The 15,261-nt window shown below is 57.0% G+C and carries 12 protein-coding genes; 4 read left to right on the forward strand and 8 right to left on the reverse strand.

Features of this window, described 5'->3' with window-relative positions:
* Window positions 1–136: 136 nt before the first annotated feature.
* Together B7E11_RS02970 and B7E11_RS02975 are read right to left on the reverse strand one after the other, a co-directional pair.
* On the reverse strand, window positions 137–3,202 hold the full coding sequence (locus B7E11_RS02970) for a hybrid sensor histidine kinase/response regulator (protein WP_080832134.1): 3,066 nt from the start codon (window positions 3,200–3,202) through the stop codon (window positions 137–139).
* Window positions 3,203–3,264: 62 nt separating this feature from the next.
* Window positions 3,265–3,603 carry a VOC family protein gene (locus tag B7E11_RS02975; protein ID WP_080832135.1) on the reverse strand — a complete coding sequence of 113 codons (339 nt, stop codon included), beginning with the start codon at window positions 3,601–3,603 and terminating at the stop codon, window positions 3,265–3,267.
* A gap of 221 nt (window positions 3,604–3,824) precedes the next feature.
* Here B7E11_RS02975 and B7E11_RS02980 point away from each other — a divergent pair, with 221 nt between their 5' ends.
* Window positions 3,825–4,502 carry a YdeI/OmpD-associated family protein gene (locus tag B7E11_RS02980; protein WP_080832136.1) on the forward strand — a complete coding sequence of 226 codons (678 nt, stop codon included), beginning with the start codon at window positions 3,825–3,827 and terminating at the stop codon, window positions 4,500–4,502.
* Window positions 4,503–4,660: 158 nt separating this feature from the next.
* Here the strand turns inward: B7E11_RS02980 and B7E11_RS02985 are convergent, their stop codons facing one another.
* Both B7E11_RS02985 and B7E11_RS02990 read right to left on the reverse strand, forming a co-directional pair.
* Window positions 4,661–5,086 carry a hypothetical protein gene (locus tag B7E11_RS02985; RefSeq protein WP_080832137.1) on the reverse strand — a complete coding sequence of 142 codons (426 nt, stop codon included), beginning with the start codon at window positions 5,084–5,086 and terminating at the stop codon, window positions 4,661–4,663.
* Between the two features lie 52 nt (window positions 5,087–5,138).
* Window positions 5,139–6,521 (reverse strand): DUF2252 domain-containing protein, encoded by a 1,383-nt coding sequence (locus B7E11_RS02990; RefSeq protein ID WP_240353204.1) that lies wholly within the window; start codon window positions 6,519–6,521, stop codon window positions 5,139–5,141.
* Between the two features lie 297 nt (window positions 6,522–6,818).
* Here B7E11_RS02990 and B7E11_RS02995 point away from each other — a divergent pair, with 297 nt between their 5' ends.
* Complete coding sequence (locus B7E11_RS02995) at window positions 6,819–8,675, forward strand: sensor histidine kinase (RefSeq protein ID WP_245809609.1); 1,857 nt, start codon at window positions 6,819–6,821, stop codon at window positions 8,673–8,675.
* Here B7E11_RS02995 and B7E11_RS03000 read toward each other — a convergent pair.
* The 3 genes from B7E11_RS03000 to B7E11_RS03010 form a co-directional block, all read right to left on the reverse strand.
* On the reverse strand, window positions 8,672–8,911 hold the full coding sequence (locus B7E11_RS03000) for an NHLP leader peptide family RiPP precursor (RefSeq protein WP_080832140.1): 240 nt from the start codon (window positions 8,909–8,911) through the stop codon (window positions 8,672–8,674). The two genes, B7E11_RS02995 and B7E11_RS03000, sit on opposite strands and share 4 nt — an antisense overlap.
* A gap of 66 nt (window positions 8,912–8,977) precedes the next feature.
* On the reverse strand, window positions 8,978–9,931 hold the full coding sequence (locus B7E11_RS03005; protein ID WP_080832141.1) for a hypothetical protein: 954 nt from the start codon (window positions 9,929–9,931) through the stop codon (window positions 8,978–8,980).
* Window positions 9,932–9,968: 37 nt separating this feature from the next.
* Complete coding sequence (locus B7E11_RS03010; RefSeq protein ID WP_080832142.1) at window positions 9,969–10,520, reverse strand: glutathione peroxidase; 552 nt, start codon at window positions 10,518–10,520, stop codon at window positions 9,969–9,971.
* A 379-nt stretch (window positions 10,521–10,899) separates the two neighbouring features.
* On the opposite strand from B7E11_RS03010, the gene B7E11_RS03015 reads away from it, so the two are divergent.
* Together B7E11_RS03015 and B7E11_RS03020 are read left to right on the forward strand one after the other, a co-directional pair.
* Entirely contained in the window at window positions 10,900–11,835 is a 936-nt protein-coding gene (locus B7E11_RS03015) for an iron-hydroxamate ABC transporter substrate-binding protein (protein ID WP_176220581.1), read from the forward strand.
* A gap of 106 nt (window positions 11,836–11,941) precedes the next feature.
* Window positions 11,942–13,561: a helix-turn-helix domain-containing protein gene (locus B7E11_RS03020; RefSeq protein WP_080832144.1), complete on the forward strand. Its 1,620-nt coding sequence runs from the start codon at window positions 11,942–11,944 to the stop codon at window positions 13,559–13,561.
* A 159-nt stretch (window positions 13,562–13,720) separates the two neighbouring features.
* On the opposite strand, the gene B7E11_RS03025 is transcribed toward B7E11_RS03020, so the two are convergent.
* On the reverse strand, window positions 13,721–15,169 hold the full coding sequence (locus B7E11_RS03025) for a transposase (protein ID WP_080832145.1): 1,449 nt from the start codon (window positions 15,167–15,169) through the stop codon (window positions 13,721–13,723).
* Window positions 15,170–15,261: the final 92 nt, after the last annotated feature.

The raw sequence follows: 15,261 nt of genomic DNA on the forward strand, positions 1-15,261 counted from the left end.
TCGTCGTCTCTTTGCAACTCGCCGGAACCCCGCTGCGCGTATGCGGCCGTCATTCCTTTTGTTTGCAAGCCCCGGGAAAGCCCCCGACCCGGAAAGCCACGATCCGGAAAGCCACGATCCGGAATTTGCCTCCAGTTCAAGGCTTCCCCGCCCTGATCGTGACGGTCGTGCCTTGGCCGGGCACGCTCGCGATGTCCAACCCCCGGCCGTAAATTTGCTGCAGACGTCGGTTCGTATTGAGCAGCCCGATGCCTCCGGCCCTCCCGGGCCGATCCTCCAGCATATTCGTCAAAATTCGCTTTTCGATTCCGACCCCGTCGTCCGAAACCCGAATCGCGACGTGATCCCCGTTATCCCGCGCTTCGATCCGCACGGTCCCGCCTTCGGTTCGCTTTAAAACGCCGTGCCGAACCGCGTTCTCGACTACCGTCTGCACGGAAAGCGGAGGAATGAGGGGGGAGAGAAGGTTCTCCGGAACTTCCCACCGCACGCGGAGCCGCTCCTCGAAGCGTTCCCTTTCGATGTAAAGATAAGCCCTTACCAGCTCCAGTTCCCTTCCCAGCGGGACGACCCGTTCGGAATTGCGGAAATCGAAGCTCGCCTGCAGATATTTGCCGAACACGTCCAGCAACGAACGCATTCTCGCCGTATCGATCTCGCTAAGCGCCGCGATGGAATTCAGCGTGTTGAACAGAAAATGCGGCTGAACCTGGGCCTGCAGCCAGGCCGCTTCCATCCGAAGCCGTTCGCCCGCCGTAAGCTTGAGTTCGGTCAGCGCGCGAACGCGGTACTGCAGCTCCAGCATGTCGGCCGGCTTGACCACGTAATCGTTCGCGCCTGCCTGGAATCCGGCCGCGATATCCTCCGGCTGGCTGCGGGCGGTCAGCAGCAGCACCGGCAGCTCGGACATCGAGAATCGCCTTCGGATGTTCCGTGTCAGCTCGTACCCGGACATGCGGGGCATCATGACGTCGGCCACGACAAGATCCCACTCGCCGCCGGCGATAAGCTCCAGCGCCTCGTGCCCGGAATAGGCGGTGGCCACTTCGTACCGGTTGCCGGGCAGCATCCCTTGAAGGATGCGCAAGTTGACCGGGTCGTCGTCCACGACGAGCACCCGCGGCATCCGTTCGCCGTACTCGGCCGCCGCGGCGATCTGCCCCGGGCCCGGCAGGGCTTCGGAATCCGCATTTGCCAAGGGCGTCTGCCACCGGATCTCGACCGGATACGTTGCAGCGTCCGTCCGACCCGACTCCGGAGCGAGGGGCAGCGTAAGCCGGAAGGTCGACCCCCGGCCCGGCTCGGATTCCGCCTTCAGCGTCCCGCCATGCAGCTCGGCCAGCTGCCGGCTGATGCTCAAGCCCAGCCCGATTCCCCCGCCGATCGCCGTGAGGCTGGAGTCGACTTGCTCGTATGGCCGAAACAGCCTCTCCAGATCTCCGGGCTCGATGCCGATTCCGGTGTCTTCGACTTCAAGCGTCGCCGACTCCCCCCGAATGACGCCGCGAATCGTCACATGGCCCTCCGTCGTAAATTTGAGCGCATTGTGAAGCAAATTGAACAAAATTTGGACGAGCCTGTTTTCATCCGCGAGAATCGGAGGGAACGATTCCGGAATTTCGTTGCGCAGCTCGACCGCCTTGCCCTCCATCATAAAGCCCATCATATCGATCACTCCGGCGGCCGCGGCCTGCGCCCGCACGGCTTTCGGTTCGAGCCGCAGCCCCTTCCCCTGCAAACGGTCGTAATCCATGAGATCGTTCAGCAAAATCGACATGCGCCTGCCCACGGTGACCAGAAGCTCCAGCTTTTCCTTCCCGGCGGGATGAACGCTTTGCTCCTCCAGCACGCTGCGGGCGATATTGATCATCCCGTGCAGAGGATTGCGGAGCTCGTGAGAGGTGTTGGCAAGAAAGTCGTTCTTTTGCTTGTCCGCTTTCTGCAGCTCGGCAGCCAGCCGCGCGGTCTGCTGGGAACTCCGGAAATACAGCCTGAACCAATAGGAGGCGAAGGAAAAAAAGACGACGATCAAGTCAAGCGGATAGAAATGCAGCGAGCGAAAGTCGGGGGTAAACAGATTCATCATTCCCCAACTCAGGTTAAAGACCAGGGCGACGGAGCCGAGCCATAAAAACATCGCGTCGCTCTCGACCGTCAGCATCGCGCGCCAAGTGATGACCGGTACATACAGAAAGCCCGCGAGCAGTATGGGAAGAGTCGCCTGATCGACCAACGGCACGTAGGCGGTCGGCATCAGGGCGACCGCAACCGTCAAGCCCGCCGTAATCGCCCCGTAATAAATATGCCACGGCCGCTTCTGCAAATTCGGATATAGCCGCTGGACGAAAAGGATGAGCAGCGCCGCCGCCCATAAATAGCTCAGCGTGAAAAGCCTCATGCTGATTTCGTAGGGCAATTTCAGCCAGGTGACGAGCAATTGGTCATCGGTAACGAGCACCGTCAGACTTGCTCCTACCATTAACAAGGCCAGCAAAAGCACCGCCCGGTGCCTCGCCCCGATGAAATAGAGAATGAGCGCATAGATCACGTGAATGATCAGGACGACGCAGACGAACAGCTGCATCGCGATGGAAAATTGTTTATGCCCAACGACCTCGTCTTCGGTTCCGAATTGAACCGAGCCGAGCAGCCCCCCCGCGAACGCATTGCCGAAATTCGCGACATGGATCACGATTTCCGCTTCCGGCCCATCGGCCGTGAAGGACACGGTATACGGGCCCTCGAAAGCGTCGGTTTCTTCGGCCGTCGTTCCGGGCGTTCCCGCCGCCCCGAGCTTGACGCCGTTCACGAACAGCTCGGAAGCCGAAACCGAACTGGGCATCGCCACCGCAAGCTCCCGTTCGGCCGAATCGCCCAGCCGAACGAGGAGCCGGAAGGAGCCGTAGCCGATCGTCCGGTCCGGATCGTCGAAGCTGCCCTTCCAGGAGCCGGGGAGGGCAACCGAAACTCCCCCCGCAGTCGAAGCGCCGCTCTCCCGCATCAAAAACCGGTCGGGATAAAACATCCATTCCCCGTCCAGAAAAATCGGGCCGTCCAATGAAACGCCGCGAAGATCGAGCACGCCTTCCGCCGCAAGGGGACGTTCGGACGGCATGCTGGTGGCTACCCAGGCCATCCGAATCCCCGTCAGGACGAGCAAAAATAAGGCCGTAATGATCAGAATGCGTTTTTTCGTCATCATGATTAGTGCTATTCGACAAATGACGACGGGAATCCTTCCCTTGCGGCATCATTCGCGCCGGCTCAGGCCAGCACTTCGACGGTAAATCCGCCCGGCGCCTCCACGTAGAACGTCCAAGCGTGCGATCTTTGCGGCGGAGCGACGTCGAACCCGTCGTCTTTCAGGCGCCGGTTGATTTCGTTTACCTTTTCTTCGCTTTCCTGTCCGAAGCCGATATGGAACGTCTTCGGGTAACGGACCTCCGTTCCCTTCATCAAGGTCAGCACCAGCCCGTCGTCGTCAAACAGCGCCGCGAAAGCGTTCCCGCGCTCGCCTGCGACTTTTAATCCGAAGTACTTTTGCAAAAAATCCCGCGCCGCCGCCACGTCTGTCACCGTCAGATTAAGATGGTTCAGCTTCATCGAATTTCCCCTTCCTTCAGCTTGAGTTTCAATTCAAGCATACTACTTTCGAGCAAGTGCTAAACTTTGCGTCGTTTTCGGGCAGAACGCGGAATAAGACCTGTGCACGCAAGTTGAAGCTTTAAAATAAAGGACGGCGGAAATCGCCGGTTTCCCCGCCCTTCGCCCGAGTTATAATAATAGCGAACGCATGTTGAGCACACGAAGGGAATGAGGCGCGCATGGGAAAATCGATCGTCGAAAAGCTGGGCCTGCATAAATACGCGCGGGCCGCTATCCTGCATCAACCGGAAGGCACGGATTATTTCGCGGGAATGGCCGGCTACGACACGGCTCTCGGAGACGAACCGTACGATCTTATCTTTGCATTCGTACTGGATATGGAGTCGCTCAAAAAGCTGACGGATGACGTGATCTCGAACGGGCGTCTGAACCCGGACGGATATCTGTTCGCGGCGTACCCGAAGAAAGGCAACAAAGTTTATCCCTCGTTCATTCACCGCGACGATTTGTTGTCGGGCCTGAACAGCGACGAGGAAGGCTATCTGGGAAATAGCGATATCAAATTCGCGCGCATGGTGGGGCTGGACGACGTGTTTACCGTCGTCGGCTTCAAAGAGGATGCCGCGGGCAAAGGGAAAACGGCCTCCAAGGCCAGTCAGCGGGTCGGCGATTATATCGAGCTGATTCCGCAGATCGAAAAGGATCTGGAGGACGAGCCGGCTCTGCTTGCCTTTTACCGGTCGCTGACGGAAGGCTACCGCAAGGACTGGGCGCGTTACGTGTACAGCGCCAAGCAGGAGGCGACCCGATCGAAGCGGCGCGAGGAAATGAAGGAGATTCTGAAGGCCGGGTACAAAAGCCGGGAGCTGTACCGGCAGGACCAGGCCGGGTCTTGAACCGTTTGGTCCGCGAAAGAGCCGGAAGCTTCGCAACCGAAGAGAAGGAGAGACGGGCGCCAGGGCCTGCCTCTCCTTCTTTCGTATCGCGGGAGTTTACGGTTCGGGTTTGCCGCGGCGCTTGCCGCAGGCCGGCTCCGTCAACCGGCTCGTCCGCGCTATCGGCGCGCCGAGGACGGGTCCAGAATAAGCTGCATCCCTTCGACCTTCAATTGTCCCATGCGCGCCACCCAACCCATGAACGCCTCGAAAATATCGTCGGAGTATCCGAAAAGCTTTTTCATCTCGCCCGCGATTCTCTGTTCCTCATCGTTAAACGTGCCATCCGCGAAAATAAGCAGCAGCACCTCCGCGAAGAAGATGTTCTTCACCTGCTCTTCCTTGACGCAGCCGATCATCTCGGCGAGAGTCCGCTCCCGCTTGCCCGCATCCGGCTCCCAATCCTCCATGCCCAATTCCAGCTTCCAGGAACGAATGTAATTCCATTCGTTGCGGTTGACGAACCCGTCCGACGTCGCAACCCGATGCGCCAGTTCCAAAAAAGCCTCTTTATGTTCGCGATCCTCGATAAAATGCAAAAACATGTCGGCAACTCCTCATGACATACTGGTGTGGTGTACTCTCGGTCCCTTTTCTTCAATTCCGCTTCCGGCGCGGCTTTTCCGCCTTGACCTGCCCGCGTTGCTCCAGGGACTCGCTCCACTCCGCGAACAACGCGTAATCCTCCCGCACCTGGTACGCATAAGATAGCGCCCTGTGGGCCACATAATCGCAGAAGGCGGCGGTATCCTTGCCGATCGCCCGGGCGATTTCGTCCTCGCTGTGATAGGACAGAATGCCGTCCTCCACGTCCGCATCCGCGCGGGCATGCATCTTGGCCGTGATCCGGCCCATGCACTCCGCGGATTTCTGCCAATCCTTCGGTTCCGCGAGTTTGCTCGCCTTCAGCTTCTTCTTGTACGGAGACCGCTCCCTTGCGTAAAAATGCCGTCCTCCGAGCGTCAAGCACCCGAGAAACGGATCCGCTTCATGATGCATCGCCTGCTGGGTCGTGATGACCCGCTTGCCCTGATGCGCGAATGTTTCCCAGAACGATTCATTGTAAGGCATGAAGTAGGCCGGCACCGGCGCCCGTACTTCCTTGATCTCGATAATAATATCGTCAAGCCCTTGATGCCCGGCGTTTCCCTCCATCAGAACGTAGAATCGGTCCAGGCCGATGGAAGCCGTGCCGGAACCGTGCTTCACCGCGATATCCTTCACTTGATAGAAAGACTCCGGCAGGCCGCTGCGAGAGGAAACCTGGCCCACGTAATCGGCCCAACCGTTCATGACGAGCTCCCGCTCCTCTTCGGTCGGCTTCTGAATCTCCTCGGACCAGCGAAAAACCCGGCGCCCCTCCTCCAGCTCCGTAATGCCCTCGACCAAGTGGCTGGCCGCAAGCTTCTCCGTTTTCTTCAGCAGCTTGCGGATCGGGCCTTTCGTCGTCTGCTCGCCGAAGACGAGCGAGCGGGGATCCTCCTTGCGCTCGGCATACTTCCGGATCTGGTTGGCGTAAGCGGACAAGTAGGCGGACACCGCATCCATCTGCTCGCCGGCCGACAGTTCTTTCTCGGACATCGCCAAAAAAAGACTGACGGACATGCGCAGCACATCGTACAAATAGGAACCCGTGCAGCCTTCGTCGAAATCGTTTACGTCGAAAACGATGCGCCCCTTTTCGCTTCGAAACGCGCCGAAGTTCTCGAAATGCAGATCGCCCTGTATCCACGTCGGCCGCTCCGGATCGCTGTGAAAGGGAAACCATTCTCTTCCGACGTCGAAGTAAAACAGGTAAGCGCTCCCCCGGAAAAACAGATAGGGACTCCCTCTCATTTTCCGGTATTTCGCCATGCGTTTGTCATGGTCGAGCCCCATGATCCCGCCGTCGAATTCCTCCAGCACTTGCGCGATCGTTTGCCCTCGCAATTTCAGCTGCGTGTGTCTGACCTTTCCCGTCAGTTCGTCGCCTATCGCCAATTTGCGCCCCCCGTTCCTCGCCGGAAACAGACAAAGGTTTCCGTTTTTCGGTATCGTTTTCTGTATTATAACAAAATTTAACGCACATTTATCCATTCTTCGCAACGGTATAAAGGATCATCCTATCCCGAACCGTTTCATTTCCGATATAATGACGTTGCGGAGTTATTGTCTGGGACTATTATCCTTTTTCCGATTTTCGCTTTCGCGGGAAAGTTGTCGAACTTGCATGATGAGCTCGTTTTCTGAGGTGAGGAAATGAATGCATCCCGCTTAAGGGCGGTTATGGTTTTGATTATGGCTATTTTCGCGCTAGCCATCGCAAACCGGCAGACCGGGGCTGCCGAAGCGTCCGAATCTTCGGCCGTTTCGATCAAGGAATGGGAGATTCAATGGTTTGCCGACTCTAATAAGTCCGAACGGCCGCCTTCCCTGACCGGCCCCTGGATTACGGCTGACATAAGCGAGCCCGAAACCTCGATTCCGAAAGGGTACGACGGCGCTTGGGTGCATGTAGCCGTCCCGCCTACCGCGGATTGGCAGACGCCGGGTCTTTTGATCAGTCAACTGTACGGACTCGACATTTCCGTATACGAAGACGGCGGCCTTCTATACCGTTCCTCCCGCGATTTCAGCTTCGACCGAAACATGCTGCTCCTGGCGCTGGCGCCGAAAACGGAACCTTCCGATCTGTACATCCGCATCGAGTCGATGGATCGGGCGGGTCCGAGCAGCGCCGTCCGGATCGGCGATTTCTACGAGTTGTCCGAAACTTTCATTCGCGAGGAGCTTCCAAGCGTTCTTCTCGGCGCCTCCATCGCTTTCATGGGGCTTCTCATGCTGCTCGTTTCCGGCTATTTGAACGTCCAGCAGCGCCGGGCCTGGGTGTCGCTGAGCCTGATCGCCCTGACGGCGAGCGTCATGATCGTGACGTACTCCACGCTCCCGTTTATCTATTTCGAGGAATTCGGAAAGGGGCTGCAATTCGCATTCGATTTGTCGATGCTTACGGTGTTCCCCGCGCTTCACTTTTACGTGGCTTCCGTATTCGAGGGCAAGCTGGCTTTTTTCAAAAAATTCGGGCGCTGGTTCGCGGGCTACTCCGTCCTGGGCTTTCTCGTTCTGATTCTGAACGAGATGATCGGGGACGCGTTCTTTTTCTACTACAAGCTGTTTACGTTCTGGCTTCTCGCGCCCCTGATCCTGGTCCATCTGCTCCTGGTCCTCGGCCAATCGGTAATTCAATCGGTCCGGGGGAACCGGAACAGCACGATCATGGGTTTGGGATTTTTAGCCCTTGCCGTAATGGGCGTCGCGGACATGCTGAAAATTTACGCGAAAGATTCCGTGCCGATCCTCCACCTCTGGAAAGTCGGAATCGTCTTGCTGATCATCTCGCTTATTGTCGTGCTGGCCCGGAAAATTTCGGCGGACCACCGGAGGCTGCTGTCCTATTCGAAGGAGCTGGAGCTGTTCAACCACCAGCTGCAGCGCGCGGAGAAAATGAAAATCATCAGCGATCTCGCCGCTTCGATCGCCCACGAGGTGCGCAACCCGCTGCAAGTGACGAGGGGGTTTTTGCAATTGATCGCCGGCCGATCGGACGAAGCGAGCAAGCCTCACTTCGAGATGGCGATCAACGAGCTGGACCGGGCCTCGGGAATCATTACCGACTTCCTGACCTTCGCCAAGCCCGAGATGGATACGGTCGTCGCCCTCGATATCCAGCAGGAACTGGGCAAAATCGAGTCCATCATCAGCCCGTTGGCCGCCTATCACGGGACCGTTCTTGAAGTCCGCATTCCGGATCGTCTTTACGTGCTCGGGAACCCGACGAAGTTTAAACAGGCTTTTATGAACATGATCAAAAACAGCATCGAATCGATCCAGTCGAACGGAATCGTCAAAATCGAGGCGCATGCCGAGAACGGCATGGCGGTCATTCGCATTGCGGATAACGGCGAAGGGATGGACGAGGACCAAATCGCCAAGCTGGGCGAGCCTTATTATTCGACCAAAACGAAGGGAACCGGGCTCGGGCTGATGGTGACGTTCCGGATTATCGAGGTGATGAAGGGGACGCTGGAGTTCCGAAGCGAAAAAGGAAAAGGAACCGAAGCGTTGATCCGGTTCCCCCTTGCACGTCAACATTAGCTCCAGTGGTATTTCACGCCGGCTTCTCCGCCGACGACGTCCTCCGGATTCGGCGGAATAACGAGATAATAGCTGGTCGTCGTCTCTTCCACGACTTTAAGCTCGATTTCCTGCGGCACCTCGATGCCGAATGCCTGCTTCAGCGCGCTTTTCGGGTCGTTCAGCAACTGCTGCTTAAAAACCGGATCTTCCCAAGCTTTCTTGACGATCTGTACCTTCAAAGCGTCAACGGACATTCCTTCATGACCTCCCTAGGCTTAATGGACTACCTCCCTTATGTTACCATATGAACAACAAATTCGTCATTTGTTTATTGAATTCGACAATATTTGTGATAACCCGCCTCCGGAGGCAAGCTCATCCACCGTCTCGTCGATCTTTCGGGCTTCCTCCCGAAGTCCTTGCTCGACGGCGAGTTGAAATTCGGCCAGGTGGATCGGCACGCCCTCTATGCGTCTCAGCCGGTCTCCGTACCCGGCCGCGATGTCGGCCAATCGGCCCAAACAGCGGCGACGATAGATCGCCCGCTTGACGAGCCGTTCGTCCAGCGGACCTTCGGCCGCTCCCGCGAGCACTTCCCGGACAAGCGTCAAAAAAGCGTTGCGGTTCGGCTCGTCCAAGTCTTCCCGCCAGTCCGTCCAGTCGTCGGATAACTGCAAGACGGCGAGCGCGAGATCGACCGCCGTTTCCATGTCGGCAATGCGCTCCTCCTGTCCCGCCCCGATCAACAGCCCGGCCGCGCACAGCTTGACCGGGGCGGCTTTGCCCGCCAGCTGCCGGAAATCCCGGGGATCGGCCGGAGCCGATCCTTCCCGGCTCATGGCGGACGCCCATTGCTCCATATAGTCGCGCTCGTACGTCCACAAAGGGGAGTCGAGCGGAAAATAACGGCCGTACCGCCGCCGGAAATAAACATGGAGCATTTGCCCGAGCGCCATGGATTTGCGTTTTCCCGAAGGAAAGCGTCCCGTTCCTCCGTCCATCGCATCGTCCAATATGAAAAAATGAAGCATCGCGTACAAATTCCCGACCGCCAGGTGGCGGCAAAGCTCTGTCGGCGCTCCCGCTTCCTCCTGCAGCCAGTACGGCAGCAGGAAGCTGATCGCGTTGGTGCCGCCCCCGTTCCGCAGCGGATGGCTGCGCAGCAGCAAAGCCCGGCCGAGCTCCCGCAATTCGGCGGGCAGCTCCGCCAGCTCCCGCGAAGCTTCTTCGAACACCCTTTCAATCTCGCCGCGGAAACGTTCGATCCCGTTCATAGGCCGTCCTCTTCTCGATGGAAATCATCCTATTCTACTAGTTAAACAGCAGCTCCTCGATTTCCTTCTCGATGTCCGGCGGCTCGACCGTCGTTTCGAACCTCCCCTTCACCTCGCCGTCGCGACCGACCAGAAACTTCGAAAAATTCCACTTCACCCCGTCGCCCGCGTAAATGTCCGGATCGTTTTCCATCAGGAAATCCCTCATTTTCCGGCCTTCCGCGCTCCCGGCATCGAAGCCTTTAAACGGCGCTTGCTCCGTCAAGTATTGAAAAAGCGGATGGGCGGACGGGCCCCTCACGTCCGTTTTCTCGAATAAAGGGAACGTCACGCCGAAGTTCCTTTCGCAATAGTCCCGAATTTCCGAATGGCTTCCCGGCTCCTTGCCGTTAAATTGATTGCACGGAAACCCGAGGATTTCGAAGCCTTGTTCCCGCCGTCTTTCGTAAAGCTTTTGCAGACCGGTCAACTGGCGCGAATAGCTGCATTTGCTGCCGATGTTGACGATCAGGAGCGCTTTTCCCCGGTAGGCCGATAATTCGATTTCCTTCCCGTCGATCAGCGATGCCCGAAATCGGTATACGGACATGTGGACAACCTCCTCGGAATTGAAAGGATAGAGCAAACTTACCATTAAAAAGACAATAGGTGAAATATATAATGCATATAGGGTCTATAAGATTATTGAATAAGCGCGGCGATGAATAGGGTCGTCTGAAGCTGACGCTGCGTGTTTCTTCAAGGGTATTTTTCCGGCCGGGCCGATCGAACCTCCGGACTTGTACCCGTTTGTATAAAGATTTATGCCCTTTTCTCCATTGCTTGCAGAATAAGGCGACTCTATAATGCTTATCAATGATAATAATTCTCAATTCGACTCTCAGGGGGACGCGATGGCTAAATTCAAGTTTGGATTCGTCTTGTGCGCTTTGGCATTGTTGGCAAGTCTGGCATTAGGAGCCTGCGGGATGAGCAATGAAGCCGCCGAAACGGCGGGTACAGCGGGTACGGCGGCGAGCGAAGCAAGCGGCGACGCGCCGGGAGGCGAGAGCGCTTCGCCTTCGGCGGAAGCGACGCGAACGGTTACGCACGAAATGGGCGAAACGGTCATTCCGGCGAATCCGCAGCGGATCGTCGCCGATCAATACGTCGGCCATTTGCTGGCGCTCGGCATCAAGCCTGTCGGAGCAAGAGGCGACCTGATCGATACCCCGTTTTTGAAAGATCTTGCAGCGGATATCGCCGATACCGGAAGCCCGATGTCGCCGGAAAAGGTGCTTGAACTGAAGCCCGATTTGATCATTGTGCAAGACGGGGAAAACTACGAGCAATTGTCGAAGATCGCTCCTACGATCGTATACGAATATGGCAAGCTGAATTCGATCGAGCAATTGGAGCTGTTCGGGGAGATTCTGGGCAAACAGCAGGAGGCGCAGCAATGGAAAGAAAACTTCGACCGAAAAGCGGCCTCCTATAAAGAACAATTGGCGAGCGTCATCGCCGAAGGCGAGACGGTATCGATTGTCGAGGTATGGGCGCAGGGCACGTTCGTATACGGAAACAACTGGGGCAGAGGCGGATTCAGCCTGTATAACGCCCTCGGGTTGTCCGCTCCGGAGATCGTAGAAAACGAAATTCTGAACAAAGAACAGTACCGGCAGATCTCTCTGGAGGTTTTGCCGGACTATGCCGGCGATTATATATTTCTGACCGTCTACGAGGCGGACGGCGGAGACAAAGCGGCGCAGGAGATCAAAGAAAGTCCGATCTGGCAGAGTCTCCCCGCCTTCAAAAATAACCGGATCATCGAATTGAATATCGACGAAATGGCGCCGGGAGATCCGATCTCCCTGGAAAAGCAGATGGATATCCAGGTGGAGAGTCTTCTTGCCGCCCAATCCTGAATTCGCCTGGACAAGCAGAAGTCGGACCGTTGCGGGTCCGGCTCTTTTTTTATACAATGGACTCACTTAATGATAATAATTCTCATTCGAATGGTGTGAGCTGCGCATGCGAGATCCCGATACGAGCCCGGTTCCGTCGATTGGCTGCGTTCCCGTCGACATTCAGCTGCTGTCCATGCGAAATGGCTGGCGGGCCGAGCGGGCCGACGATGCCCGCTTGCTGCTGGTCGTCATAAAGGGGCAAGGCGCGCTGCGCATCCATGGCCGCCGTTGCAAGGTTCGCCATGGCCATTGCATTTGGGTAGAGCCCGGCATATCCGTTCGCGCGGGAACGAAGGGGGAGTGCGGATTCCGTCTGTTTGTTTGCGCGTTTCTCCTCTTTTCCGCCGGATCGGCGCCGCAGTTAAGGACCGGGAGTCCCGGCTTTGTTTGTTTGGACGGAATCGGATCGGGATCGTTCGCCAAAACGGTCATGCATTTGCAAGAATTGCTGCGGCACGGCAGAAACGCCGACTTTGGCCGGCAGCTTCGCAACCAGGCGATTTTTCAGGAGATCATGCTAGCGGTATGGTCGGAGGCCGGAGACGGCCCCCCTTCTTCGCGGCACAACTCCCGAAAGGCCGTGGAACGGGCCGCGGCCTATCTGGAGGCTCATTTTGACCGCGATATCGACATCGACCGGCTTGCTGCGGACGCCATGATCGGGAAGCGCTACTTCAACCGGTTGTTCCGGGAGCTCACCGGTTCGAGCGTCATGGAATACGTCACGGCGCTGCGGATGAACCATGCCCGTCATTTGCTGTCGCAAAGCGGTTCGCGCGTGAAAGACGTGGCCTCGGCGGTGGGCTACCGGGACGAGTTTTATTTCAACCGCAAGTTCAAACAGTCCTTCGGCGTCGCTCCGGGACAATACTCGCGCAACCTCAAGTACGACAAGAAGCTGTTCGCCACGCAATATTTGGGGCATCTCCTGTCGCTCGGCATCCGCCCCGTCGGAGCGACAAGCAATGTGATGTCGCACTCGTTCCTTAGAGAGCTTGTGGGAGGAATCGAGTCGGTCGATCCGCCCCTGTCCGTCGAGCGGGTCGGCGAATTGGGCCCCGATCTCATTATCGGCTGGGAGCCTTCCGACAAGGAGAAGCTGTCCGCCGTTGCCCCCGTCGTTCTCTTGCCCTACGGCGAAGGCACATCGATGGATCACTTCCTGCGGTTGGCGGACATGCTGGACAAGCGAAAGGAAGCCCGGCAGTGGATCGGCCGATATGAAGCGAAGGCCAAGCGTCTGCGAAAAACGCTGGACGGGGCCGTCGGACCGCGGGAGACGGTATCGATCATCGAGGTATGGGGGCACGGCATCGTCATTTACGGCAACCGGTGGGGCCGGGGCGGTTATAACCTGTATAACGGTCTGGAATTGAATCCTCCGGAGCCGGTGCTGCAGCACTTGATCGACAAAGAGCCGTACCGGACGATCACGCTCGAGCAATTGCCCGCTTATGCCGGGGACCGCGTCTTTCTGACCGTGTACGGAGAGGGCGGCGGAGCCGAGCGGGCGAAGGAAATGAAGGCAAGCCGGATCTGGGCGGATCTCCCCGCCGTCAAACGCGGATGCGTCTATGAAGTCGACATTCAGCGCTTCGGCGCAGGGGATCCTATATCGCTCAGCAGACAGCTGGATATTCAGGTCCGGTTGCTCCGGACGGGGGGCCGGGGAAGGTCGACCTGACGGATCTGGTCCTTGCCGATGTCATGGACGCGAGGCGCCAATCGCTTGTTCCGGATTTGATATAATGGCTTAGCCTGCTTTATGGCTTGGGGGGGATGGAAGGTTGCTGCAGAAACAACTGCCGATATGGAATAACGCGGCCTTTAAAAGTCCGGTGATTTAGGTCAGTTGTAACCGTCTCTTCGGCATAAAAAAAGAGGAAAACAACCCAACCAGCGCCGAAATGAGCAGGTCCGACACTGCCTCCATCATCACGGATTTCGGTTTTGGACATGCCAAAACACCGGTTTGTGGTCGCTTTTTCTTAAACCGGCACAGTCTTTTCAGATTTTGAACGATGGCCGTGAGCACCGCCTGCTCTTGCATGCAGTCCAATCCACGGCTCCGTGCGCGGCCCAGGCCATGCGCGACTTTGCTTTCGGCAAACACATGCTCGCACCGCGTCCGCAACTTTTGCAGATGACGGTAAGAACCCATAAGCTGAATTCGTTTGGCTTTGTTTCGAATTTGGATTTCCCGGATTTTGGCCAGCCGTTTGCGTTGTTTCTCCGGATCGTTCGTTTGACGTTTCCAAGCAGGTACATCTTCCAGTGTCAGGTTGCGAAGCGAAACCAGGGGAACAATCCCTTGCTCGAACAACGCTTGCAGATAATCTGTCGTACCGTAGGCTTTATCGGCAGAAAGCGTCCGAATCCGGATTTGCGGATGGGCAAAACGGATCGCGAAGAGCTGCCGCAAGCTCGTTTCACGCTCAGCCGTTCCGGACGCGATGCTCGCTTGCGTAGACAGAATGACGCCGGATTTGATATCCGTCACATCATGCACCAAATACCGCAAATGCGCTTCCTGACCGTTGCTCTTTTTGTACAAGCGGGCATCCGGATCCGTTACGCTGCGGTGGGTCTTGTTCGAGAACGTTTTGCCATGAAAATCTTCATGCGTCGCTTCGTCTTCCAGCAGCCGCTCTTTTTGCGCGGGCGGTGCGGGCGGCTGTCGGTCATCATCGGAATCATGGGCGACACCACCGGTCTCTTCATCTTGCCGGGCCATGCGAGCCAAATAGTCTTCAATCGACTCCACCGGGGCCAGGGAGATTTCTTTCAAGCTGTGAATGGATGCGTTGGCCCGTACCTGGGTGCCGTCGACGCCGACATGCACATCGGGTTGGACCAGTCCCGCGGCGATGCACTGATCGACGACATGTTTCATCAGCTTCTCAAAAACACCGTGCGTTCGCCACAATTTCCGGGTCTTCACCAAGGTCGTCCGATCCGGCAGGGACGGCCGCGATGAGTCCGGGCGCACGACGGATTCGAAATCCAGTCCGCAAAACCACAAATAGCCCGCATGCATGGGCAACAGTTGATACAATTCCCGTTCGGAATGGTTGAACAAATACGAAAGCAGCATCAGTCGAACCATCCGCTCCGGGTCAGCCGCCGGGCGGCCGGTACGTTCCGTATATAGAGGCGCCACCCAATCATGAACGATGGAAAAATCAAGCGCTTCGTTCAGTTGGCGCAGGATGTGCTTTTTCGGCACGAGTTCATCCATATCCACGAATTGGAACATCTGAGGCTGGATAGCCGATGACTTGCGGGCTTTCATACCTAATCACTCTTTCGATAGTCGTGTTACGATATTAATTCGACAAAACCGTGATAAAAGCCTGCTTACGCGGACTTTATCACCGGACTTTT

The sequence above is a fragment of the Cohnella massiliensis genome, from assembly GCF_900169535.1.
In the GTDB taxonomy this organism is placed as follows: domain Bacteria; phylum Bacillota; class Bacilli; order Paenibacillales; family Paenibacillaceae; genus Cohnella; species Cohnella algarum.

Excerpts from the sequence above, each read along its gene's own strand:
- B7E11_RS02970 (WP_080832134.1), bottom strand. The coding sequence starts at position 3,202 with ATGATGACGAAAAAACGCATTCTGATCATTACGGCCTTATTTTTGCTC.
- B7E11_RS02975 (WP_080832135.1), bottom strand. The coding sequence starts at position 3,603 with ATGAAGCTGAACCATCTTAATCTGACGGTGACAGACGTGGCGGCGGCG.
- B7E11_RS02980 (WP_080832136.1), top strand. The coding sequence starts at position 3,825 with ATGGGAAAATCGATCGTCGAAAAGCTGGGCCTGCATAAATACGCGCGG.
- B7E11_RS02985 (WP_080832137.1), bottom strand. The coding sequence starts at position 5,086 with ATGTTTTTGCATTTTATCGAGGATCGCGAACATAAAGAGGCTTTTTTG.
- B7E11_RS02995 (WP_245809609.1), top strand. The coding sequence starts at position 6,819 with ATGGCTATTTTCGCGCTAGCCATCGCAAACCGGCAGACCGGGGCTGCC.
- B7E11_RS03000 (WP_080832140.1), bottom strand. The coding sequence starts at position 8,911 with ATGTCCGTTGACGCTTTGAAGGTACAGATCGTCAAGAAAGCTTGGGAA.
- B7E11_RS03005 (WP_080832141.1), bottom strand. The coding sequence starts at position 9,931 with ATGAACGGGATCGAACGTTTCCGCGGCGAGATTGAAAGGGTGTTCGAA.
- B7E11_RS03010 (WP_080832142.1), bottom strand. The coding sequence starts at position 10,520 with ATGTCCGTATACCGATTTCGGGCATCGCTGATCGACGGGAAGGAAATC.
- B7E11_RS03015 (WP_176220581.1), top strand. The coding sequence starts at position 10,900 with ATGAGCAATGAAGCCGCCGAAACGGCGGGTACAGCGGGTACGGCGGCG.
- B7E11_RS03020 (WP_080832144.1), top strand. The coding sequence starts at position 11,942 with ATGCGAGATCCCGATACGAGCCCGGTTCCGTCGATTGGCTGCGTTCCC.
- B7E11_RS03025 (WP_080832145.1), bottom strand. The coding sequence starts at position 15,169 with ATGAAAGCCCGCAAGTCATCGGCTATCCAGCCTCAGATGTTCCAATTC.